Origin of the sequence: Neisseria sp. HMSC074B07, from assembly GCF_001810355.1 — a bacterium.
GTDB lineage: Bacteria > Pseudomonadota > Gammaproteobacteria > Burkholderiales > Neisseriaceae > Neisseria.
In genome coordinates this window covers 1-20464 of sequence record NZ_KV800902.1, presented here as the reverse complement: position 1 = coordinate 20464, position 20464 = coordinate 1, and the positions used below count along the sequence as shown (strand labels likewise).

At 52.1% G+C, this 20464-nt stretch carries 22 protein-coding genes and 1 tRNA gene; 14 read left to right on the top strand and 9 right to left on the bottom strand.

What is annotated here, in order from left to right; all coding sequences use genetic code 11:
- Nucleotides 1–141 precede the first annotated feature (141 nt).
- The 7 genes from HMPREF2726_RS01575 to HMPREF2726_RS01545 all read left to right on the top strand — a co-directional run bounded on the left by HMPREF2726_RS01575 (nucleotide 142) and on the right by HMPREF2726_RS01545 (nucleotide 4674).
- On the top strand, nucleotides 142–597 hold the full coding sequence (locus HMPREF2726_RS01575; RefSeq protein ID WP_009312574.1) for an HvfX family Cu-binding RiPP maturation protein: 456 nt from the start codon (nucleotides 142–144) through the stop codon (nucleotides 595–597).
- An 81-nt stretch (nucleotides 598–678) separates the two neighbouring features.
- Nucleotides 679–990 carry an HvfA family oxazolone/thioamide-modified RiPP metallophore gene (locus HMPREF2726_RS01570; RefSeq protein WP_003755853.1) on the top strand — a complete coding sequence of 104 codons (312 nt, stop codon included), beginning with the start codon at nucleotides 679–681 and terminating at the stop codon, nucleotides 988–990.
- Nucleotides 991–1097: 107 nt separating this feature from the next.
- The gene (locus HMPREF2726_RS01565) at nucleotides 1098–1940 is read left to right on the top strand and encodes an HvfB family MNIO-type RiPP peptide maturase (protein WP_009312575.1); all 843 of its coding nucleotides are present in this window, start codon (nucleotides 1098–1100) and stop codon (nucleotides 1938–1940) included.
- On the top strand, nucleotides 1930–2631 hold the full coding sequence (locus HMPREF2726_RS01560) for an HvfC family RiPP maturation protein (protein ID WP_070601959.1): 702 nt from the start codon (nucleotides 1930–1932) through the stop codon (nucleotides 2629–2631). The genes HMPREF2726_RS01565 and HMPREF2726_RS01560 overlap by 11 nt, the downstream gene beginning before the upstream one ends.
- 309 nt (nucleotides 2632–2940) lie before the next feature.
- A complete protein-coding gene (locus tag HMPREF2726_RS01550) occupies nucleotides 2941–3531 on the top strand; it encodes a sigma-70 family RNA polymerase sigma factor (protein WP_009312577.1) in 591 nt (196 codons plus the stop codon).
- An 18-nt stretch (nucleotides 3532–3549) separates the two neighbouring features.
- Complete coding sequence (locus HMPREF2726_RS13600; RefSeq protein WP_003755864.1) at nucleotides 3550–3720, top strand: anti-sigma factor family protein; 171 nt, start codon at nucleotides 3550–3552, stop codon at nucleotides 3718–3720.
- A 411-nt stretch (nucleotides 3721–4131) separates the two neighbouring features.
- Nucleotides 4132–4674 (top strand): c-type cytochrome, encoded by a 543-nt coding sequence (locus HMPREF2726_RS01545; protein WP_009312578.1) that lies wholly within the window; start codon nucleotides 4132–4134, stop codon nucleotides 4672–4674.
- A gap of 313 nt (nucleotides 4675–4987) precedes the next feature.
- Here HMPREF2726_RS01545 and HMPREF2726_RS01540 read toward each other — a convergent pair.
- Nucleotides 4988–5063: transfer RNA gene (locus HMPREF2726_RS01540), tRNA-Lys, on the bottom strand.
- A 201-nt stretch (nucleotides 5064–5264) separates the two neighbouring features.
- On the opposite strand from HMPREF2726_RS01540, the gene HMPREF2726_RS01535 reads away from it, so the two are divergent.
- Complete coding sequence (locus tag HMPREF2726_RS01535) at nucleotides 5265–5675, top strand: Ag473 family lipoprotein (RefSeq protein WP_003755882.1); 411 nt, start codon at nucleotides 5265–5267, stop codon at nucleotides 5673–5675.
- A gap of 233 nt (nucleotides 5676–5908) precedes the next feature.
- Here the strand turns inward: HMPREF2726_RS01535 and ptsP are convergent, their stop codons facing one another.
- The 6 genes from ptsP to HMPREF2726_RS01505 form a co-directional block, all read right to left on the bottom strand.
- Nucleotides 5909–7696: a phosphoenolpyruvate--protein phosphotransferase gene (gene ptsP / locus HMPREF2726_RS01530; protein WP_009312579.1), complete on the bottom strand. Its 1788-nt coding sequence runs from the start codon at nucleotides 7694–7696 to the stop codon at nucleotides 5909–5911.
- Nucleotides 7696–7965, bottom strand: coding sequence for an HPr family phosphocarrier protein (locus HMPREF2726_RS01525; RefSeq protein ID WP_003755888.1), 270 nt, complete (start codon nucleotides 7963–7965; stop codon nucleotides 7696–7698). The genes ptsP and HMPREF2726_RS01525 overlap by 1 nt, the downstream gene beginning before the upstream one ends.
- A gap of 47 nt (nucleotides 7966–8012) precedes the next feature.
- Complete coding sequence (locus HMPREF2726_RS01520; protein ID WP_003755891.1) at nucleotides 8013–8450, bottom strand: PTS sugar transporter subunit IIA; 438 nt, start codon at nucleotides 8448–8450, stop codon at nucleotides 8013–8015.
- Between the two features lie 130 nt (nucleotides 8451–8580).
- Nucleotides 8581–9144 (bottom strand): hypoxanthine-guanine phosphoribosyltransferase, encoded by a 564-nt coding sequence (locus HMPREF2726_RS01515; protein WP_009312580.1) that lies wholly within the window; start codon nucleotides 9142–9144, stop codon nucleotides 8581–8583.
- A 212-nt stretch (nucleotides 9145–9356) separates the two neighbouring features.
- Nucleotides 9357–11510: a tetratricopeptide repeat protein gene (locus HMPREF2726_RS01510; protein ID WP_094113187.1), complete on the bottom strand. Its 2154-nt coding sequence runs from the start codon at nucleotides 11508–11510 to the stop codon at nucleotides 9357–9359.
- Between the two features lie 179 nt (nucleotides 11511–11689).
- A complete protein-coding gene (locus tag HMPREF2726_RS01505; protein ID WP_148132453.1) occupies nucleotides 11690–12508 on the bottom strand; it encodes a DNA ligase in 819 nt (272 codons plus the stop codon).
- A gap of 117 nt (nucleotides 12509–12625) precedes the next feature.
- On the opposite strand from HMPREF2726_RS01505, the gene HMPREF2726_RS01500 reads away from it, so the two are divergent.
- The 3 genes from HMPREF2726_RS01500 to HMPREF2726_RS01490 all read left to right on the top strand — a co-directional run bounded on the left by HMPREF2726_RS01500 (nucleotide 12626) and on the right by HMPREF2726_RS01490 (nucleotide 15896).
- On the top strand, nucleotides 12626–13258 hold the full coding sequence (locus HMPREF2726_RS01500) for an MBL fold metallo-hydrolase (RefSeq protein ID WP_009312583.1): 633 nt from the start codon (nucleotides 12626–12628) through the stop codon (nucleotides 13256–13258).
- 107 nt (nucleotides 13259–13365) lie between these two features.
- The gene (locus tag HMPREF2726_RS01495) at nucleotides 13366–13788 is read left to right on the top strand and encodes an NTF2 fold immunity protein (protein WP_009312584.1); all 423 of its coding nucleotides are present in this window, start codon (nucleotides 13366–13368) and stop codon (nucleotides 13786–13788) included.
- Nucleotides 13789–14126: 338 nt separating this feature from the next.
- Nucleotides 14127–15896: an acyl-CoA dehydrogenase family protein gene (locus HMPREF2726_RS01490; RefSeq protein WP_070601953.1), complete on the top strand. Its 1770-nt coding sequence runs from the start codon at nucleotides 14127–14129 to the stop codon at nucleotides 15894–15896.
- 397 nt (nucleotides 15897–16293) lie between these two features.
- On the opposite strand, the gene HMPREF2726_RS01485 is transcribed toward HMPREF2726_RS01490, so the two are convergent.
- Together HMPREF2726_RS01485 and bioH are read right to left on the bottom strand one after the other, a co-directional pair.
- Nucleotides 16294–17082, bottom strand: a complete 789-nt coding sequence (locus HMPREF2726_RS01485) for a class I SAM-dependent methyltransferase (RefSeq protein WP_009312587.1) — start codon at nucleotides 17080–17082, stop codon at nucleotides 16294–16296.
- Between the two features lie 352 nt (nucleotides 17083–17434).
- Entirely contained in the window at nucleotides 17435–18181 is a 747-nt protein-coding gene (bioH, locus tag HMPREF2726_RS01480) for a pimeloyl-ACP methyl ester esterase BioH (protein WP_009312588.1), read from the bottom strand.
- Between bioH and HMPREF2726_RS01475 the strand changes: the two genes are divergently transcribed.
- The 3 genes from HMPREF2726_RS01475 to HMPREF2726_RS01465 all read left to right on the top strand — a co-directional run bounded on the left by HMPREF2726_RS01475 (nucleotide 18180) and on the right by HMPREF2726_RS01465 (nucleotide 20336).
- Entirely contained in the window at nucleotides 18180–18932 is a 753-nt protein-coding gene (locus tag HMPREF2726_RS01475) for a ComF family protein (RefSeq protein ID WP_094113186.1), read from the top strand. The genes bioH and HMPREF2726_RS01475 overlap by 2 nt on opposite strands.
- Before the next feature lie 63 nt (nucleotides 18933–18995).
- Nucleotides 18996–19460, top strand: a complete 465-nt coding sequence (gene trmL / locus HMPREF2726_RS01470; RefSeq protein WP_003779672.1) for a tRNA (uridine(34)/cytosine(34)/5-carboxymethylaminomethyluridine(34)-2'-O)-methyltransferase TrmL — start codon at nucleotides 18996–18998, stop codon at nucleotides 19458–19460.
- 150 nt (nucleotides 19461–19610) lie between these two features.
- Nucleotides 19611–20336: a septal ring lytic transglycosylase RlpA family protein gene (locus HMPREF2726_RS01465; protein ID WP_070601951.1), complete on the top strand. Its 726-nt coding sequence runs from the start codon at nucleotides 19611–19613 to the stop codon at nucleotides 20334–20336.
- Nucleotides 20337–20464: the final 128 nt, after the last annotated feature.

Below are 20464 nucleotides of genomic sequence, written 5' to 3'. Positions count from 1 at the left end.
CTTGTCCTGATTTAAATTTAATCCACTATATATTAATATCGTTATAAAACAATAACAAACAAAATTTTTTCAATTCGCTTGTAAGCATTTTCAGACTGCCGCGTCTAATCGGGCATGAAATGATTTTATGAAACGGTTATCATGAAAACGAATATCACAGCCACGTGGCAATCGGCTTTAGGTTTATTGGCTTTGCGCCTGTTTGCCGCTTACGAATTTTGGGAATCGGGCATGCAGAAATGGAGCGGCGAAAACTGGTTTGCCGAAATCAACGACCAATTCCCCTTTCCGTTTTATCTGCTGCCCGACAGCATGAATTGGAACTTGGCGATGTGGGCAGAGCTGGTTTTTCCGGTTTTGCTGCTTTTAGGATTGGCGACCCGCCTGTCCGCCTTAGGATTGATCATTGTAACGGCGGTGGCGTGGGCGGCAGTCCATGCGGGTGCGGGTTATAATGTCTGCGACAACGGCTATAAAATGGCTTTGATTTATATCGTGGTTTTAATCCCAATTCTGCTGCAAGGCGCGGGCTGTTTATCGCTGGATGCGCTGTTGAAAAAACGGTTTTGCCCGAAATGCCGCGTCGGAAATCAATGAAAAAGGTCGGGGAGCGGACTTTAAACGCGCCAACTCAAATTCTTAATCTGTTTAACTTGATACTTTAAAAAGGAAATCAATATGAAAAAAAATGTAGCCGCTGCCCTTGCAGGTGCTTTGTCTTTGTCTTTGGCTGCCGGCGTTGTTGCCGCTGATAAACCGGTAAGCAGCAAAGCAGGCGTTCAAAAATCTGCCCAAGGCTCTTGCGGTGCGGCTAAAGCTGCTGAAGGTTCATGCGGTGCCGCTGCTCCTAAAGCAGGCGAAGGCAAATGTGGCGAGGGTAAATGCGGTTCAACCGTGAAAAAAGCCCCCGCTAAAAACGCCAAAGCAGCAAAAGCCAAAGCTAAAGCAGTTGAAGGCAAATGCGGCGAAGGTAAATGCGGTTCTAAATAATTTAGAACAAAAAGCCGCATTTTATTGATAAATGCGGCTTTTTATCTGATTTTGACAGCAATTTCGCACCAAAACTGTCGGAATACCATCCAAAACGGAGCAACATCATGATTCAACACGCAGGCTTAGGCTACCGCCGCGACTTGGCGGAAGACTTCCTCTCGCTTTCAGACGACAGTCCGATACGCTTTATCGAAGCCGCACCCGAAAACTGGCTGAAAATGGGCGGCAGGGCGCGCAAACAGTTTGACCGCGTGGCGGAACGGCTGCCGTTGGCGTTGCACGGATTATCCATGTCGCTGGGCGGACAAGCCCCGCTGGATACCGCCTTGATAGACGGCATCAAAGAAATGATGCGCCGTTACGATTGCACGTTTTTCTCCGACCATTTGAGCTACTGCCACGACGGCGGCCATCTCTACGACCTGTTGCCGCTGCCCTTCACTGAAGAAATGGTGCGGCATACCGCGCGGCGTATCCGCGAAGTGCAAGACCGATTGGGCTGCCGCATCGCCGTAGAAAACACCTCCTACTACCTGCATTCCCCGCTTGCCGAAATGAACGAAGTCGAGTTCCTCAACGCCGTTGCACGCGAAGCCGACTGCGGCATTCATCTCGATGTGAACAATATCTATGTCAACGCAGTCAATCACGGACTGTTGTCGCCAGAGGCCTTTTTAGAAAACGTCGACGCAGAGCGCGTGTGTTACATCCACATCGCCGGACACGATGTCGAAACGCCAGAATTATTGATTGATACTCACGGCGCGGCGGTTTTACCGACCGTTTGGGACTTGCTCGAACTCGCCTATACCAAGCTGCCGACCATCCCGCCCACCCTGTTGGAACGCGATTTCAATTTCCCGCCTTTTGCCGAACTCGAAGCCGAAGTCGCCAAAATCGCCGAATATCAAACGCGCGCCGGAAAGGAATACCGCCGTGCAGCCTGAAACCTCCGCCCAATATCAACAACGCTTTGCCCAAGCCATACGCGAAGGCGAAGCCGCCGACGGACTGCCGCAAGACCGCTTGAACGTCTATATCCGCCTGATACGCAACAATATCCACAGCTTCATCGACCGCTGTTATACCGAAACGCCGCAATATCTCGACAGCGGAGAATGGGGTCGTCTGAAAGAAGACTTCATCCGAGACGCGCGCGCCCAAACCCCCTATTTCCAAGAAATCGCCGGCGAATTCCTCCAATACTGCCAAAGCCTGTCACTTTCAGACGACCTCTTGGCACTGATGGACTTCGAACACACCCAACTGCTCGCCGAAGTCGTCCAAACCAACAGCCAAGCCTCGCCCGCCGATTCAGACGATTTGGCGTACACCCTTTCTCCCGCTGCCTTCGTGCGCTGCTACCACTACGACGTTACCGACGAATTGCAGGCGGTGGAAACCGCTGTTTTGGTGTGGCGCAACAGCGAAGACGACGTGATGTACCAAACCCTCGACGATTTCGACGCATTATTGCTGGAAACGCTGGCAGACACGCCCGCCTCCCTGAACGGACTGCAAGCCATGCTGGCAGAGTTCATGTCGTCTGAAAGCGGCTGGCAGGACGCATTAAGGCAAAAATGGACGGATTGGCTGGAACAAGGTATTTTGGTTGTTGCATCAGCCGAGGTCGTCTGAAATGGTCGAATTGACGTAGTGAGCAGGAAATTTCTATAAAGGCACTATCGCAGCCCCCTCTTTCCGAAAGAAAAGGTAAAGATGGGGAAGAAATCGAAATATCGGCGGCCTTTACTGTTTTCAGACGACCTTTTTTATATTGGGGGTAAAGACCCGCTAAAAGGCTTGGCAGGTCGTCTGAAAACGCGTAACCGGTTACTGAGAAACAAAAAAGCTACGTCAATCATTTATGTATTTGATGACACGAATGCTCAGTATCAGCGTAAAATTAGAAGTTCACAGCCATAATTCATTCAATGCTGATACATTATGTCCCTACCCGAATTGACTGACACCGAGCTTGCCGAATCCCGCAAGCTGCTCCTGCGTTTCGCCCGTATCCAGTTGCCCGACCGCCCCGATTTGGCGGAAGACCTTGTGCAGGAAACCATGCTTTCCGCCTACCGCGCTGCCGAAGGTTTCAAAGGAGATGCACAAGTGGGCAGCTGGTTGTTTGCCATTCTGAAAAACAAAATCACCGACTGCCTGCGCCAAATCGGACGGCAGCGCGAAATATTCGCCACGCCTACGGAAGAAATGTTGGACGAAGCCTTTGAAGAACGGTTTGCATCAGACGGGCATTGGACGGCGGACGGCCATCCGCAAACTTGGTCCTCGCCCGAAAAAACGTTGGACAACAAAGAGTTTCGTGAAATCCTGCAAACCTGCCTCTACCAAATGCCCGAAAACACCGCCCGCGTGTTTACCATGAAGGAAATCCTCGGCTTCTCATCCGACGAAATCCGCGAGCAATGCGGCATCAGTATGTCCAACTACCACACCATCATGCACCGCGCCCGCGAAACCCTGCGCCAATGCCTGCAAATCAAATGGTTCGGCAATGCAGGACATGCCGGTTAAACCCGTTAGGAAAACACGATGAACAAATGCCGCAAAACCGCCTACCTGCTCTCCAAAAAACAGGACGAAACCCGCCTGACCGTTCCCGAACGCGTTTTTCTGGGCAGCCACCTGCTGATATGCCCCCATTGCCGAGAATATAAAAAACAACTCGACCTTATTCATAAAGCCATGAAAAAGATGTTTTGAGGCTGGCGGATAAGGTTAAGAAGGTCGTCTGAAACCTGATGTAGGGTTTCAGACGACCTTTTTTGATGAAAAAAGAAAATAGGGATTGATTTGAGCATGAGTTGGGATGAAATGGCGCGCCCATAAAAAAGCCGGCTTTTTAAGCCGGGATTTTGAAATTGGGCAGGATTTGGGCGGATTTAAAGGCATGGCAAACAAGGTTCAAACCGTCCAATAAGCCGGAGGCTATATAGGAATGATTGCGTGGGTGTCAACATTTTCTGCCTTTTTTCAGAACAAAACATGACTTATGCCAATATTTGTTACTACAACCCACTACATCGGCGGGAACATGAAAATGATGTGTGTTAGAATTTTTCCAGCTGTTTTATAAAACAGTACCTTAACTAAAAAATTTAAGAAGGATAGAACATGAACAAATTACTAATTGCTGCGATGATGATGGCCGCTTTGTCGGCTTGTTCCCAAGAAGCCAAACAGGAAACTAAGGAGGCGGCTTCTGCCGTAGCTTCCGAGGTTAAAGACGCTGCGGCTTCTGCTACCGATGCTGCTGCATCTTCCGCTCAAGCAGCGGCGAGCAAAGTAGAAGATACTGCCGCCAAAGCCGCATCAGAAGTAAAAGAAGCTCCTGCCTCTGAAACCAAACCGGCAGAAAAAACAGAAGCTGCGCCTGCCGACGAGAAAAAAGATGCCTCGTCCGCCAAAGTGGACGGCAAAGCCGTTTTCGAAGCCAACTGTAAAATGTGCCACGGCGGTACCATCCCGGGCGCTCCGGTCGTCGGTAAAAATGATGATTGGGCTCCGCGCATCAAACAAGGCAAAGAAACCCTGCATAAACATGCACTCGAAGGCTTCAACACCATGCCGGCAAAAGGCGGCAACACCAGCCTGAGCGATGACGAAGTCAAAGCGGCGGTTGACTATATGGCAAACCAATCCGGCGCCAAATTCTAAGCTGTACAAATCAAAACGCACCTTGCAATAAGGTGCGTTTTTTATGGGAAAACAGCCAAGCGTCGAGACGGTTCGGATTTGCTTTGATGGGAAACGGTATAAGATTAAGCTGAAATCAATGCGGTGTTGCTTCGCCTTGTCTTGATTCAAGCTTACTTGAACCACTACACAGGAAGTTGAGGGAAGCTTGTCTGAAACATCATCCTGTTTACAGACGACCTGATCTTTGATTAACGATGGTGCGGTCTGAATGTTAGAACTAAGGCAGAAAGGCAATAAAAAAGCTGAGTTTTTCAACTCAGCTTTTTAAATTTGGTGGGTCGTGAGCGATTCGAACGCTCGACCAACGGATTAAAAGTCCGCTGCTCTACCGACTGAGCTAACGACCCGATAAGCTGTGAATTTTATAGAAACAGATGAGCAGTGTCAATGTTTTTCTGTATTTTTTCGGAACAAAATAGAACTTAAAGCACTGTTTATCGTCATATAGAAGAGATTATTAACATGATATGTGTTACAATTTTTCGGGCTGTTTATATAAAACAGCATTTTAACCAAAATCTTAACCAAAAATTCAAGAAGGATAGGACATGAAAAAATTACTGATTGCCGCAATGATGGCGGCTGCTTTGGCGGCTTGTTCCCAAGAGACCAAGCAAGAAACTAAGGAAGCGGCACAAGCCGTTGCGTCCGATGTTAAAAATACCGCAGCTTCTGCCGCTGATTCTGCTGCCTCTGCCGCTCAAGAAGCGAAAGATAAAGTCAAAGACGCTGCGGCTGATGCAAAAGAAACTGCCGATAAAGCCATGACTGAAACTAAAGAAGCTGCCGACAAAGCAGCTACCGATGTAAAAGAAGCGGCAGATAAAGCCGTTACCGAAACTAAAGAAGCGGCCGGTAAAGCCAAAGAAGCGGCTACCGATGCAGCCAAAGATTCTTTGAACAAAGCTGCTGATGCGACTCAAGAAGCTGCGGACAAAATGAAAGACGCTGCTAAATAATTTGTCGTGTTGACATAAAAAGGTCGTCTGTAAACCGAAGTCGGTTTTCAGACGACCTTTTGGTTTATATAGTGGCTTAACTTTAAACCGACGGCGTTACCTCGCCTTAGTTCAAAGAGAACGATTCCTCTAAGGTGCTGAAGCACCAAGTGAATCGGTTCCGTACTATCTGTACTATGTGCGGCTTCGTCGCCTTGTCCTGATTTAAAGTTAATCCACTATAGAAACCTTGTTTACGCCTGCGCTATCGGGCTGTCTTCTTCCTGCCGCTCTTCTTCGTGTTCCGCGCTGTTGAGCAATTTCAGCAGCTTTTCGGTTTTTTCCGAGTCTTCGCTGCGGAGGATTTTGGCGGTTTCGGTTTCGAGCAGGGCGGTGTTGCTGTGCAGGATGATGTTTTTGACGGGGAGCAGGTTGTTGGGGTTCATGGAGAATCGGCGCAGCCCCATGCCCAGCAGCATCCGCGTGTAGGTGGTGTCGCCTGCCATTTCGCCGCATATGGAGACGCTTTTTTCCATGCGGTTGGCGGTGCGGATGATGTGCTGGATGGTTTTCAACACGGCGGGGTGGCCTGGCTGGTAGAGGTGGCTGACGCTGTCGTCGCCGCGGTCAACCGACAAGATGTATTGGATCAGGTCGTTGGTGCCGATGGAGATGAAGTCGGTCAGTTTCAGGATGCTGCCGACGGTCATGGCGGCGGACGGGATTTCAATCATGCAGCCGACGCTGACGGTGCCGAAGGTTTCGCCGCGTTCGGTAAGCTGGCGTTGGGCGGTGTCGAGGTGGATCAGGCATTGGCGCACTTCGGATAGGGAGGTAATCATCGGCCACATCATGCGCACGGGGCCGTGGACGGCGGCGCGGAGGATGGCGCGCATTTGGGTGCGGAACATGACCGGTTCGGCGAGGCACAGGCGGATGCCGGTGAGTCCGAGCGCGGGGTTGAGGCTGCCGTTGGGGGTGGAATTTTGACCGAACCAGCGGGGATTTTTGTCCACGCCCAAATCGACGGTGCGGATGGTGATGCTTTTGCCTTTCATTTTTTTCACAATCGCGCTGTACACTTCGTACTGCTCGTCTTCGGTCGGCATGGTGTCGCGGTTGAGATAGAGGAATTCGCTGCGGAAGAGTCCGACGCCGTCTGCGCCGAAGTTGTGCAGGGCTTTGATGTCTTCGGCAGATTCGATGTTGGCGAGCAGCTCGATGTTGATGCCGTCGGCGGTGGTGGCGGCAGTTTTTTTGAGCTTGTTGAGTTCGCGCTTGTGGAGGCGGTATTCGCGGGCGAGGCGGCGGTATTCGTTGAGGACGACTTCGTCCGGATCGATGATGAGGACGCCGTTGATGCCGTCAACGATGACGGTTTCGTTTTCGGTAATGAGCCTGCGGGCGTTGTGCAGCCCGATGACGGAAGGGATGTCAAGGCTGCGGCCTAGGATGGCGGTGTGGCTGGTCGGGCCGCCGACATCGGTAACGAAGGCGGTGATGCGCTGCTCTTTAAAGAGGACGGTGTCGGCGGGTGAGAGGTCGTGGGCAATCAGGATGGTGTCTTCAAACAAGCCTTCGTTGAGGTTTAAGTCGTTGCTTTGTCCGACGAGGTTGTTGTGGATGCGGCGGACGACTTGCAGCATGTCTTGTTTGCGTTCGCGCAGGTAGTCGTCTTCGATGCTGTCGAACTGGGCGGCGAGCTTGTCGCTTTGTTGTTTCAACGCCCATTCGGCGTTGATTTTTTGTTCTTTTAAAATATCGACGGGTTCGCGCGAGAGGGTTACGTCGGTCAGCAGCATGAGGTGCAGCGAAATAAACGCGCCCAATTCGGTCGGCGCATTTTCGGGAATCGCGCTGCGCAGTTGTTCCAACTCTTTGCGCGTGGCTTTGATGGCGGCATCGAAACGGGCGGCTTCGGCGTCGATGAGGTCGTCTGAAACGTCGTATTGCGGCACTTCCGCCGTTCCGCGCGTAATCAGGTGGGCTTGTCCGATGGCGATGCCTTTGCCCGCGGCGACACCGTGCAGCACGATACTCATTATTCGCCCTCGCCGAAGTAGTCGTTGATTAAGTCGGTCAATGCCTTCATAGCGGCGACTTCGTCCAAGCCGTCGGTTTCCAGCTCGATGATTGTGCCTTTGGCGGCGGCGAGCATCATTAAGCCCATGATGCTTTTGCCGTTGACGCGGCTTCCGTTTTTCGTTACCCAGACTTCGCTTTGAAACTGAGACGCGGTTTGGGTGAATTTGCTGGAAGCGCGGGCGTGGAGTCCGAGTTTGTTGATGATTTCGATTTGTTGTTTTTGCATGTTCGGCTTTCGGGTGTGCGGGGTCGTCTGAAAACGTGTCGGTAGGCTTAGACGGCTTCGGCGTGCTGTTTGCACACCAAATCTTCCGGTTCGGCGGTGATGGCGAAAATGCCTTTGACGGCGGCTTCCCTGACCGTTTCAGTAAAGGCGGCTAGGTCTTCCGCCATGGGCGAGTATTGGGTCGCTTTAATCATCATCGGCGCGTTCAGTCCGGTCAGGATGGCGGATTTGCCCGCGCGAACCAGCCTGCGGGCGGCATTGCACGGCGTCGCGCCGAAGATGTCGGTCATAATCAATACGCCGTGGTTTTCAGGAAACTCTTGCAGCGCGGCGATGGCGTTGTTGATGATGTCATTTTGGTCTTCGTCAGGCTCTACGCCGAGGATGCGGATGTTTTCCGGCATGCCCGTCGGAAAGAAATGATGGGTCAGGCTGCGGTAGGCTTCGCCTACTGCCTCGTGGGTAATGATTAAAAGGTTGATCATGATGTGTTCCCTGATGATTTTATTCGGCCGGTGTGGGCGAAAGTATCGTCCGTTCACCCGCCACATAGCGCGATATGGTGGCACAAAGGTCGTCTGAAAAGGTTTTCAGACGACCTTTTTTAATCTTGTCTCAGCCTTGGTTAAGCGCGTAAATCTCGCCCAAATTGCGCCAGCAGCCCGCCGCATCCATACCGTAGCCGAAGACGTAGCGGTTGGGAACATCCAGCCCGACATAATCCGCCTTGGTTGGTTTTTCCTTGTCGATCAACTTGTTGGCAAACACAGCCGCACGGCAGCTTGCCGCCTCCATTTCCAAGAGCTTGGACTGAATCGCCGACATCGTGTGCCCCTCGTCCAAAATATCGTCCAACACAACCACATGACGGCCCCGAATCTGCTCCGGGTCGGGCATCCGTTTCCAGTTGAACGCGCCGCCCGCCAGCTTGTCGCCGTAACGGGAAACATGAACATAATCAAAGTCCAACGGAAAGCGCAACAGCGGCAGCAACTGCCCCGTAAACACCACCGCCCCGCCCATCACAGGCAGCAGGAGCGGATATTTGTCCCCCAAGTCGCGCGTAATCTCGTCCGCCACTTTTTGCAGCGCGGCACGGCATTGGTCTTGGTCGAACAAAAGCTCGGCATTATCAAGCATAGCTTGGGTTTCAAGGCGTTTGGTTTCTAAATCGATCATGGTAAACGGGGAAATCAGTTGGCAAAAAGGAAATTATAAACCCAAATCGGGCTGAGGTCGTCTGAAAACAGAGAAGCGGGTTTTGCCATCGCTTTCAATACACCGGCCTAGCTATCAGTTGCAGTAGCAGTAGGTCGGATTCTCGAATCCGACGGCTTTTGAGATGGCGGGTTTTTGTCTACGGCTGGCTCGGCATTGCCGCGCAAACCAACCTACTTATTCGGCGGATTAATCGGCAGCGTCGAGCGGGAGACTTTGACGTCGGGGCATTTTTGCTTCATTTGATAGCGGAACACCTCCGCCTTGCGTTGATTGCCGGTTTTTTCGTAATTCGTACCCAAAATCACCTCGTCCGCCAGATTCCGTATATCGGCATAAGGGATATAGACGGATTGGGTCGTCTCACAATGTTCGATTTCTTCCGAATCGATTGGTTTGATGACCAACAGGCGGAACTCTTCTTCGTCGCGGAAAGCAAAGTCTTTAAACAGATAGCGGATGTATTCCAAGGCTTCTTTATCGTCGTCGCTGACGGTGGATGTATTGAAAAACCTGATAAGCTCTTCCAGTGCTTCTTTTAATTTTCCCAAGCGAAACTGATGCCAGTCTTCATTGCCGACGGGTTTCAGGCGGATACCGAATCGACTGATATTTGCATCTAATATAAATCGAATGGATGAGCCCAACTTTTCTTGTGCTAAATTTTGATGAAGGTTGAAAGCCTTATTGGGTGCAGAAAGCCATATCCCGCATTTCTTTTCCGCAATATATTCATCTTTGTAAGCGACATAAGCGACTTGATAAAGTGGCAGTTTTTCATATTCATTAACTTTTGGCAGGTCGTCTGAATTCTGCCCAGACATTTCGGATAGACTGCGAAATGGGACAGAAACATCCGCTTCCCTCAGCCAATCCCCGTTTTTATTGAACACCAGGCAGCAGCCCGAAGCCTCCACGCCGTCTTCTTTCCCATACAGGCGAAACTGGTTCAAATCGTTGACGCGGCTGGAGAAACAGGTAAAAAAGGCATTGTGGGACGCGCCATCCGCTTTGTTTTCCAACTCCAAATCCTGCTGGTTCAGCAAGTCCAACAATGCCTTGCCTTCGGATGGGTCGTTCATATAGGTAGAACTGCCGAGCCGCATCGGACTGGAGGTTTCGTTGCCGCCGATGCCGAATAATATATGGCATACATGGGGCGAAGTGTAATGCGCCATCGGGGTAAAGCCCAACTCTATCGGCGTGATATGGAGAACCGCCAACACGGTTGCAACGGCGTCTTGCGGTTGTGAAGTTTTACCTTTGAAAAGCGATTCTTGTATTTCTTGTTTTTTCTTTTCGAAATAGGAATGCCAATCTTTATTGAGGTAGTCAATAGCTCTTAACCCTGGACGGATTATTTTTTCCATTCTTTTTTGTTCTGTGCCATCACTTAATTGTGATAATTGTCCGTGAGCCGCCAAAAGATATTTACCGGCCTGTTTCTTGAAAAGTGCCTCCGCTTTATCCGTATTTTTAATTCTCTTAACCCGCTCTATATAACAAAGGCCGAGCCCAAATCGAGCAAATATTTGTTGCTGAATGCGGATTTGTTCATCTTCCAGTTGTCTAGTAAACCGTAAATGTTGTTTGGAGAATGCAGCCGCTTGCTTGAGCAGTTTGGCTGCTTCGTTCATATCCTTAGTTTTTAGCGCTTGCTCCAAATAACAACCGCAAAACCAAGATAGGGCCTTGATTTGTTCCTGAATACTGTCGTCCAGTTTATCTTCCAGTTGTTCGGCAAGTTGTAATTTTTCTTCGTTGTGTGTAATGGCCTGTTTGAATAGGTCGTTTGCTGTGCCTGTATTCTTGGTTCTTTTTGCCTGTGTGAAATAACAACGGACAAGCCAAGATAGGGCTTTAATTTGTTCCTCAATACGGTTTTGTTCATTTGATAGTTGTTCGGTCAGTTGCAACCATTCCTTATAGCAGTTAACGGACTTTTCAAATAGTTCAACAGCCTTATCTGTATCCTTGATTTTTATGGCCTGCTCCAAATAACAACCGCCAAGCCAATATTGGACTTTAATTTGTTTCTGAATGCTGTTTTGTTCATCGGTCAGTTGCTTGACAAGTTCCAACCTTTCTTGATTGTGTTTAATGGCTTGTTCAAACAATTCACCTGCTTTTTTTCTATTCTTGGTTCTCCGAGCCTGTTCAAGATAACAATCACCAAACCAAGATTGAATCTCAATTTGCTCAGTAATCTGAGTACTTTTATCTGTAATCCCATCCCAAGCCTGATGTAGTTTTTTAAGTGCTTCAGCGTATTTTCCTTCACTAAATAATAGGAAGGTTTCAAAAATCAAATCATTAACATCCATCATTTATCCCTCTATCAAACCAATCCATTAAAAACCAATCAGACGAAAATTGTACACCATATACCGAAGTCTTCCTTCCCACCCCCAAAGCAGAAAACCGATTCAGTATCCGTCAAACTTACGAAAAGGTCGTCTGAAAACCTAAAAATCCGGTTTTCAGACGACCTTTCGACCGTCGGCTCTTACCTGTCCGTCCTGACTCGCACAAACGTCGCAAATTTCGGCGTGCCTTTTTGCGTGAAGCCGCGGTAGCGGTATGTGATGACCGCGCCGATTTTGGGCGGGTTGTCGCGGTCTTTGTCTTTGAAGCCGCTGCCGATGCGGAATTCGCCGTGTCGGTTTTTGCAGCCGACCGCGCCCAGCCGTCCGGCGTTGCGCCCTTTGCCTTCATAATGCCGCGTTACCGTGCATTCGTCGTCGTATTGGCTTTTCAGCTTCAATAATTGGCTGCTTCTGCCGCCGCTGTACCGCGATTCGGGTTGGCGCAGCATCACGCCTTCGCCGCCCTGCGCTTCGATTTGTTTTAAAAAATCCATTGCGTGCTGCCGGTCGCGGACTTTGGTTTGCGGAATGATGGTGATGGGCGCGTTCGGATGCGTTTTCAGCCATTGCGTTGCGACGGCGAGGCGTTGGTAGAGATTGCCCTGCGCCTTGGGTACGTCGAAAACGTGCAGGCGGATGCCGCGCCAATCGCCGGAAGACGAGCGCACGGCGGCGGAAATCTGTTCAAACTGTCCGCGCCCGCTATACAGCTCGCCGTCGAGCGGATAGGGTGGGAACTGCGCGGTAAAACCTTTGGGCAGCGTGAACGCGTAGCCCTGCCTGCTGACCAGTTGCCGCCCGTCCCAATACGCGCGCACACCGTCGAGCTTTTCGCTCATCGCCCAGCCTGTAATGTCTTGGTCTTTGTATTCCTGCGCCAGCATCAAATCCGCGCCGAGCGCCGTTTGGATGAAAAAAGCGGCAAAAATCGGTATCATGCCCTGCATTGAAGTTCTCATAAACGTTCCAGTAATGTGAGTGATTATTTCAAATATAATAATGATACCGCATAAACAGACCGAAGGTCGTCTGAAAATATCCGCCCCGTCCAACCACTACCCAAGGAATTCCGCCTCATGGCACTTCAAGCCGAAATCATTGCCGTTACCCCTTTCCGCCAAAACTGTACCCTCTTGTGGGATGACGAAACCCGCGAAGCCGTCCTGACCGATGTCGGCGGCGACGTTCCCTACCTGCTGCAAGAGCTGGACGCGAAAAATCTCACCCTGACCGCCATTTGGCTGACCCACGGACACCTCGACCATGCCGGCGGCGTGGTGGAATTGCGGGAACACCGCCCCGTCCCCGTCATCGGCCCTCATGCAGACGACAATTTCCTGCTGCAAGCCCTGCCCGAAACGACCGCCCAATACGGCTTTCCCGTTTCCCCCGCGTTCGAGCCGACCCGCTGGCTGACCGAAGGCGAAACGCTCAAGGTCGGCAGCCACGCCTTCCAAGTCCTGCACATCCCCGGCCACACGCCCGGCCACGTCGTTTTCTACTGCGCCGAAGCGGGGCTGCTCATCGCGGGCGACGTATTGTTTTACGAAACCATAGGCAGAACCGACTTCCCGCGCGGCAACCACGCCGACCTCATCCATAATATCCGCACCAAACTGTTCGTCCTGCCCGAAGACACCCGCGTCATCGCCGGACACGGCAGAATGACCGACATCGGGCATGAAAAACGGCACAATCCGTTTTTTTAAATCCTGAAAGCGAAAGGTCGTCTGAAACACGGATAAGCGTTTCAGACGACCTTTTTATAGAAAATGAGTAAAATGCAATGGAATACACTTCAAAGGAAATTCGTAATATGAAAACCGCGCATGAAACATTAGCTGAGTTCATTCAAAAAATGAAAGATTATGAATTGTATTGGGGAGGGCTTACTCAAAAAAGTTTGGATGAAGGTACTTTTTTTGAAATTGATGAAGATGAAAACAGCAAAAAAAGATCTGATGAAATCAAAAAAATACACCAACAATTTTTATCTAAAAAAGCTTTATCTTTAAAGCAAGCTAGACAAGAAGCCCCTGATTTTGGAATGCCACCGGAATATAACCAAACCATTACAGCCGAAAGGAAAATCAGTGATAAAAAATATGAAATAGATGTGTTGAGTGAAAGAGGGGAAAAGAAAACCTATACGCTGGTTTTGGAAGGCGGGGAATGGAAAATCGATCAAATGGGTTTTATGTATTACGATAAATGGAAGAAGTCCCGCCAATTGTTTTGAAGAAACGATAATTTGTCATCGGTTGGCTTAAGAATCAATACCTTGATAAAGTTGGTTGAAGGGCTGATTCCCGGAAAATTTGTTTTCTTAAAAAGGTCGTCTGAAAAGTCCAAAATCTTTTTCAGACGACCTTTGACGACTTTGACCGCGCTCAAACCTGCTGCGCTCCGCCCATGCTGCCTGATTTAAAATAATTTGTTTAAAAATAAAAGGATAGGTTTGAATTTTGCCTGAGGTCGTCTGAAAACCTGCGCTTTGCAAACCTGTGGTTTAGGATTAGTATAACTATACCAATTTATCCCAAATCCATTTCAAATCATTCACTTCGGAGAGATTCCATGAGCTACACGGCCCCTGTAAACGAATTGCGTTTCGGCATCCGCGTGCACGGCAGGTTGGACGAAATCCTGCAACTGCCCCATGCGGAAGGTTTGGATGCGGAAACGGTGGATGCGGTGCTGGACGAAGCGGCGCGGTTTGCGTCGGAGCAATGGGCGGACACCAACCGCACCGGCGATTTGCACGGCGCGGGTTTTTCAGACGATGTGATTACCACCCATCCCGATTTGGCGCGTGCCTACCATGATTTCTGCGAAGCGGGCTGGGCGGGTTTGCGCGCGCCGGCGGAGTTTGGCGGGCAGGGGCTGCCGGCGGTCGTGTCGGCGGCGTGTGAAGAGATGTGGTGCGCCGCCAACCTCGCCCTGTCGCTGATGCCGATGCTGACGCTGGGGGCGGTGGACGCGCTGTTCAAACACGGCAGCGAGGAGCAGAAACAGACCTACCTGCCGAAAATGTGCAGCGGCGAATGGGCGGGAACGATGAATTTGAGCGAACCGCAGGCGGGTTCGGATTTGAACCATATCGCCACCCGCGCCGTGCCGAAGGAAAACGGCGCGTATGCTCTCAGCGGTCAGAAAATCTTCATCACTTGGGGCGATCAGGAAATGACGGAAAACATCGTTCATCTGGTGCTCGCGCGCCTGCCCGATGCCGCGCCGGGCGTGCAGGGCGTGTCAATGTTTATCGTGCCGAAATATTTGGTGAACGCGGACGGCAGCTTGGGTGGACGCAACGGCGTGCGCGCCATCGGCATCGAACACAAGCTCGGCATACACGCCAGCCCGACCTGTACGATGGAGTTCGACAATGCCGAAGGCTATCTGGTCGGCAGGGCGGGCAAGGGTTTGGCGTATATGTTTACCATGATGAAAACCGCGCGGCTGAACGTCGGCATCGAAGGCCACGCCGTTGCCGAACGCGCCTACCAAAACGCGCTCGCCTATGCGAAAGAGCGCGTGCAGGGACGCGACGAGGCGGACGGTTCAGACGACGTGGCGATTATCCACCATCCCGACGTGCGCCGTATGTTGTTGATACAAAAGGCAACGCTCGCCGCCCAACGCGCCCTGTATCTGCGCGCCGCCGCTCTGACCGATTTTGCCGCCGCCTGCCCCGACAACGTATTGCGCAAAGAAGCGGAGCGCGAACTGGATTTCCTGATTCCCATCGTCAAAGCCTGGCCGACCGACAACGGCGTCGTCCTGACCAACCTCGCCGTCCAGATTTACGGCGGCGCGGGTTACGTCGAAGAAAGCGGCGTGGCGCAATACCTGCGCGACGTGCGGATTACGCCGATCTACGAAGGCACCAACGGCATACAGGCCGCCGATTTGGCAGGCCGCAAAACCACCGGCAAAAACGGCGCGCTGCCCTTGAAGCTGCTCGCCGAAGGCAAAGAACTGGCGGACAAACTCGCCGCCGCCGAACCCGCCGCCGCGCAGCAACTGGCGCAAGCCATTGAAACGGCGGAACAAAGCATCGCCCGCATGGTCGGATACGCCGACCGTCCCGTCCTCGCTGCCGCCGCGTCCAACGCCTACCTGCAACAAATGGGGCTGACGCTCGGCGCCATCGGACTCGCCCGCGCCTACCTTGCCGCCGAATCCGCCCAAAAGGACGACGCCGACGGCTTCGGCAGCGGTTTCTACGCCGCGCAGCAACACAACGCCCGCGTCTATTGCGCCCACGTCCTGCCGCAGGTTTACGCCTGCGCCGCGCAGATTGAAAACGTGCAGGCATTGCTGGACGTGCCGTTAGAGCTTTATTGACAGATACGGGTTTGAAAAGAGGTCGTCTGAAATCGGATTTTGGGTTTCAGACGACCTTCTTTTGTCAGCGTTAGCGTGGATTGAAGCAGAACGCCTGAGTCGAATTGAGCCATCTGTCCGATCGGGCATTGGACGGAAATGGAAAGGAAACAGGATTGCCGCCACGTAAAAAGGTCGTCTGAAAACGTTTTAACGCCATTCGTCAGACGTTTTCAGACGATATTTTATAGTGGCTTAACTTTAAACCGACGGCGTTACCTCGCCTTAGTTCAAAGAGAACGATTCCTCTAAGGTGCTGAAGCACCAAGTGAATCGGTTTTGTACTGTCTGTACTGTGCGGCTTCGTCGCCTTGTCCTGATTTAAATTTACTCCACTATATTTATTCCGCCAAACCGTTCAGCCTTTCGGATAAAACCGCACCACGTTTTCCCCCTCGGGCAGCGTCAGTTTCTTCACGGCATGGCCGTACACGGTTTCGAGCGTGACGGTCAGACCGCCTTCGGTTTCGAAAATCTTATCCACAAACGCTTCAGCCGCTTGGGCGTCGCTGAATTTCAAGACGTGCCACAAGCCCAGGGTTTCCATGTCCTGCCAGAACGTCGCCGCCTTGCGGTAGCTCAATTCGAGCTTGGCGGTATCGGTAACGGGGTCGTAGAAACCGTTGTCGGCAAGTATGTCGCCGAGGTCGTGCATATCGATGAGGGTTGGCGTTTCACACGCTATCCCCGCGCTTTTCAGACGACCTGTCAGCTCGGTCAGGCTGTCGCGGCCAAAATGGGTGAAGAATAATAAACCGTCTGTTTTCAAGGCGTTTGCCCAATTTTTCAGGACGGGCAGGATTTCGTCCGCGCGGGGCAGGCTGAGGTTCGCCCACAACATATCGGCACAGGCTTCGGGCAGCGGGGCGGTCAGGGCTTGGCAGTGTTGCGGGACGGTTTTGCCGGTGAGCTTTTGCCAAAAACCGCTTTTACGCGCGGCTGCGGCGGTTTGGAGGAAGTCGGCGCGCGGGTCGTATTCTTCGAATACCGCATTCGGATAGCGCGCGGCAAGCAGGCTGCGGCTGATGTCCGCGTCCGCACCGACCAGCAGGACGCGTTTGGGCGCGTTGCGGACGATTTGCAGCCGCTCGTCGGTGTCTTGGGCGAGATGGCGGTGGATTTGCCAGCGTTTGTCTTGGGGGTTCATGTTTCAGACGACCTTTTTCTTCTTTTTTGAAGGGTGGGTTTGCGTACCGCCATTTAGGGTGTACAAGAATGGCGGTATGGATTTCTTTTAATTTCAATCGACTATGTTAAAAAACAGCAACTGCCGCACTCGGTTATCTGCTTCTTCTTTTGTCCGGCGGAAGAGGATGGCTCTATTTTATTCCGTACATCTTAGCCCCCCATCCTAACCTTCCCCCGCCGGACGGGGGAAGGGATAAGGCTGGCGTTGCGGTAACGAGGCATCGTTCCCGCCGACGGATTTCACACTCTGAAGCCTCGTCATTCTTTAAGTTTTGGATTTACGCCTGAACGGCAACAGCGGCACAAGGTTTTCAGACGACCTTTTCGACAAAGCCGCGGTAACGCTCGGCAAATTCGTCGGCGTGGCTTAAAAACGGGGCGTGTGCCGCTTTTTCCATCAATACCAATTCGCTGTCCGCCAGATGGCGGTTGAGGTATTCGCCCATGCGCGGCGGGGTGATGGCGTCTTTTTGTCCGAACACCAAAAGCGACGGGGCTTGGATGCTTGAAAGCAGGGGGCGGGCATCGGCTTGGTTGACGGCATCCAACGCGGCTTGCAGGGCGGGCGGTGCGCCGTGGCGGGAGAGGTCGGGCAGGATGTTGCCGATGATTTCGGCGGCGTTTGGTGTGTGCAGCAACTGTAATTGTAGAAACTGTTTGATATGTTTGGCATAATCCTGCCGGAACGCGCCGACCATCTTGCCTAAAGCAGGATTGGACAGTCCTTCGGGGTAGTCCGCGTCGGCGGTCAGGCGGGCGAAACTTGCGGTCAGGCAGAGCGAGCGGACTTTGTCGGGACGGCGTGCGGCAAGATGGAGCGCGACCAAGCCGCCGAGCGACCAGCCGAGGATGTGGGCGGGCGTGTCGATTTCTTTGGCGAAGGCTTCGGCAATCGCAGCGATGTTGAAGTTTTCGGCAAAGGGCGCGTCGCCGTGTCCGGGCAGGTCGAGCGCGCGGATGTCCCAATCGGCGGGTAGGCGCGGAATGAGGTCGTCGAAGACGTGGCGGTTCGCTGCCCAGCCGTGTATCAGATAAACTTTTTTGGCGGAGTGCGGCATGGCTGTTTTCTCTATGAATGTGTTTTCTTGGTGGCGCAATACGGGATGGTGGCACAAAAGCCGTTGCGTATTATGCCACGCCTTGGTTTCAGCGTGCGAAACCCGGCCGTATGGCGGTTTTTGCGACGGTTGCGCGGCGGACTTGGAAGAGTTTTTTACGGACGCGGCAAACAGTTGCCTCTTGTGTTTCCGCACTATACAGGGCGGGGCGGTGTGCGGCGGCTGTCAGAAGAAGCCGCCGGCATTTGAGCGGATGTGGGCTTCGCTGTATTATGAGCCGCCCGTCAGCAGTATGATACGCGCGTTGAAGCATTTGGCAGACCTCGGCATGAGCCGTCCGCTGGCGGAACTGATGCGCCGCCATGCGCCCGACTGGCTGGAAACGGAGCATTTCGATTTTGTGCTGCCCGTGCCGTTGAGCAAAGAAAGGCGACTGCACCGCGGCTTCAACCAAAGCGAGGAATTGGCGGATATTCTGTCCGAACATTACGGCTGGACGCTGCTGCCGCGGCAGACGGTTTTCAGACGACATCGCGAGCCGCAAAGTACGCTGAAAAGCGCAGACAGGGTTCGCAATATAAAAAATGCTTTTGAAATCAATGGTCATATCTCGAAAAACTGTAATATTTTGTTAATCGACGATGTGTTCACCACCGGCTCGACGCTGAACGAACTGGCGCGGACGCTGAAAAAATCAGGCGCAGGCAAGATTTTTTGCTGGAGTTTGGCGCGTCCGCTAATGAAAAAATAGCTAAAGTTTTTGACACCTGCGGAACATTTCGGCATTATGCCCCTCTATAAGTGATTGATTTATATGTTTACCATAGTTTTGTACCAACCCGAAATCCCGCCCAATACGGGCAATATCATCCGATTGTGCGCCAACACCGGAGCCGATTTGCATCTGGTCAAGCCGCTCGGTTTTCCGCTGGATTCGGCAAAAATGAAACGCGCAGGTTTGGATTATCACGAGTTTGCAAAACTGACGGTACACGAGAATTTCGAAGATTGTCTCAAAGCCCTGGAAGGCCGCCGCATTTTCGCGCTGACCACCAAAGGCAAAACCCGTCCTGACGAAGTTTCCTTTGTTGAGGGCGATGTCTTTTTGTTCGGCCCCGAGACACGCGGCCTGCCCGCCGAAATCCTCGACACCCTGCCCCAAGGGCAAAAGCTGCGCCTGCCCATGAAGCCCGGCAGCCGGAGCATGAATCTTTCCAACACCGTCGCCGTGATTCTGTTTGAAGCATGGCGGCAAAACGGTTACGCAGGCGGTGTATAACATCCGCTGGGGAGTCTCCCTGAGCCGTTTGACAAAAACCAAGACGATACTGTCCGACAACAGCTTGGTTTTTGTCAAACCGCCGATACGTCGTCTGAAACCGCCTGGGAGCCATCCCACTGCGTTATCAACTCAAGAACGGACTACGTTTTGACTTTATCTAAAACTACCCTTTTCTCCACCCTGACTGCCGTCGCAATCAGCATCCTTTCCATTCATTCCGCCTCAGCCGACTCCATCGTCCGTGCCGAGAAGCTGCATTCCTCCGCCAACCGCAGCTACAAAGTCGCCGGCAAACGCTACACGCCGATGACCAAAGTATCCTCCTTCGTCCAAACCGGCAACGCTTCATGGTACGGCAACCAGTTCCACGGCCGTAAAACCTCCAGCGGCGAGCGTTACAACATGAACGCCCTGACCGCCGCCCACAAAACCCTCCCCATTCCCAGCTACGCCCGTGTGACCAACACCAAAAACGGTAAAAGCGTCATCGTCCGCGTCAACGACCGTGGTCCTTTCCACGGCAACCGTGTGATCGATGTTTCCAAAGCCGCCGCCCAACAATTGGGTTTCATCAACCAAGGCACGGCACATGTCAAAGTCGAACAAATCGTACCAGGTCAAAGCACCCAAGTTTATGATGGCAAAGACATTTTCGTCGATTTGAAATCCTTCGGTACCGAACGCGAAGCGCAAGCCTATATGAACCAGGCGGCAAGAAACCTTTCCGCCGGCATGATGAGCCCGAGAGTTTCCATGGAGAAACGCGACTACGAATACGTCGTCAAAATGGGTCCGTTCACCTCGCAAGAGCGTGCCGCCGAAGCCGAAGCCAAAGCACGCGGTCTGATTCAGGCAGCTTCGCTGTCCCTCTAAGCCGCATCCGTGTTTTCAGACGACCTGTTGCAAGACAGGTCGTTTTGTATTGAAGCTAGGTATAAAGCCGTCGTATCCTTGCCTCCTTTCCCTTATATAGTGGATTAAAATTGCAATGATACGGCGTT

What these genes read in the sequence shown, in the direction of transcription:
- HMPREF2726_RS01565 (WP_009312575.1), top strand. Translation starts at nt 1,098, where the DNA reads ATGATTCAACACGCAGGCTTAGGCTACCGCCGCGACTTGGCGGAAGAC.
- HMPREF2726_RS01545 (WP_009312578.1), top strand. Translation starts at nt 4,132, where the DNA reads ATGAACAAATTACTAATTGCTGCGATGATGATGGCCGCTTTGTCGGCT.
- HMPREF2726_RS01495 (WP_009312584.1), top strand. Translation starts at nt 13,366, where the DNA reads ATGAAAACCGCGCATGAAACATTAGCTGAGTTCATTCAAAAAATGAAA.
- HMPREF2726_RS01475 (WP_094113186.1), top strand. Translation starts at nt 18,180, where the DNA reads ATGGCTGTTTTCTCTATGAATGTGTTTTCTTGGTGGCGCAATACGGGA.
- HMPREF2726_RS01490 (WP_070601953.1), top strand. Translation starts at nt 14,127, where the DNA reads ATGAGCTACACGGCCCCTGTAAACGAATTGCGTTTCGGCATCCGCGTG.
- HMPREF2726_RS01510 (WP_094113187.1), bottom strand. Translation starts at nt 11,510, where the DNA reads ATGATGGATGTTAATGATTTGATTTTTGAAACCTTCCTATTATTTAGT.
- HMPREF2726_RS01570 (WP_003755853.1), top strand. Translation starts at nt 679, where the DNA reads ATGAAAAAAAATGTAGCCGCTGCCCTTGCAGGTGCTTTGTCTTTGTCT.
- HMPREF2726_RS01485 (WP_009312587.1), bottom strand. Translation starts at nt 17,082, where the DNA reads ATGAACCCCCAAGACAAACGCTGGCAAATCCACCGCCATCTCGCCCAA.
- HMPREF2726_RS01520 (WP_003755891.1), bottom strand. Translation starts at nt 8,450, where the DNA reads ATGATCAACCTTTTAATCATTACCCACGAGGCAGTAGGCGAAGCCTAC.
- HMPREF2726_RS01550 (WP_009312577.1), top strand. Translation starts at nt 2,941, where the DNA reads ATGTCCCTACCCGAATTGACTGACACCGAGCTTGCCGAATCCCGCAAG.
- HMPREF2726_RS01505 (WP_148132453.1), bottom strand. Translation starts at nt 12,508, where the DNA reads ATGAGAACTTCAATGCAGGGCATGATACCGATTTTTGCCGCTTTTTTC.
- HMPREF2726_RS01515 (WP_009312580.1), bottom strand. Translation starts at nt 9,144, where the DNA reads ATGATCGATTTAGAAACCAAACGCCTTGAAACCCAAGCTATGCTTGAT.
- ptsP (WP_009312579.1), bottom strand. Translation starts at nt 7,696, where the DNA reads ATGAGTATCGTGCTGCACGGTGTCGCCGCGGGCAAAGGCATCGCCATC.
- HMPREF2726_RS13600 (WP_003755864.1), top strand. Translation starts at nt 3,550, where the DNA reads ATGAACAAATGCCGCAAAACCGCCTACCTGCTCTCCAAAAAACAGGAC.
- HMPREF2726_RS01525 (WP_003755888.1), bottom strand. Translation starts at nt 7,965, where the DNA reads ATGCAAAAACAACAAATCGAAATCATCAACAAACTCGGACTCCACGCC.
- bioH (WP_009312588.1), bottom strand. Translation starts at nt 18,181, where the DNA reads ATGCCGCACTCCGCCAAAAAAGTTTATCTGATACACGGCTGGGCAGCG.
- trmL (WP_003779672.1), top strand. Translation starts at nt 18,996, where the DNA reads ATGTTTACCATAGTTTTGTACCAACCCGAAATCCCGCCCAATACGGGC.
- HMPREF2726_RS01535 (WP_003755882.1), top strand. Translation starts at nt 5,265, where the DNA reads ATGAAAAAATTACTGATTGCCGCAATGATGGCGGCTGCTTTGGCGGCT.
- HMPREF2726_RS01500 (WP_009312583.1), top strand. Translation starts at nt 12,626, where the DNA reads ATGGCACTTCAAGCCGAAATCATTGCCGTTACCCCTTTCCGCCAAAAC.
- HMPREF2726_RS01575 (WP_009312574.1), top strand. Translation starts at nt 142, where the DNA reads ATGAAAACGAATATCACAGCCACGTGGCAATCGGCTTTAGGTTTATTG.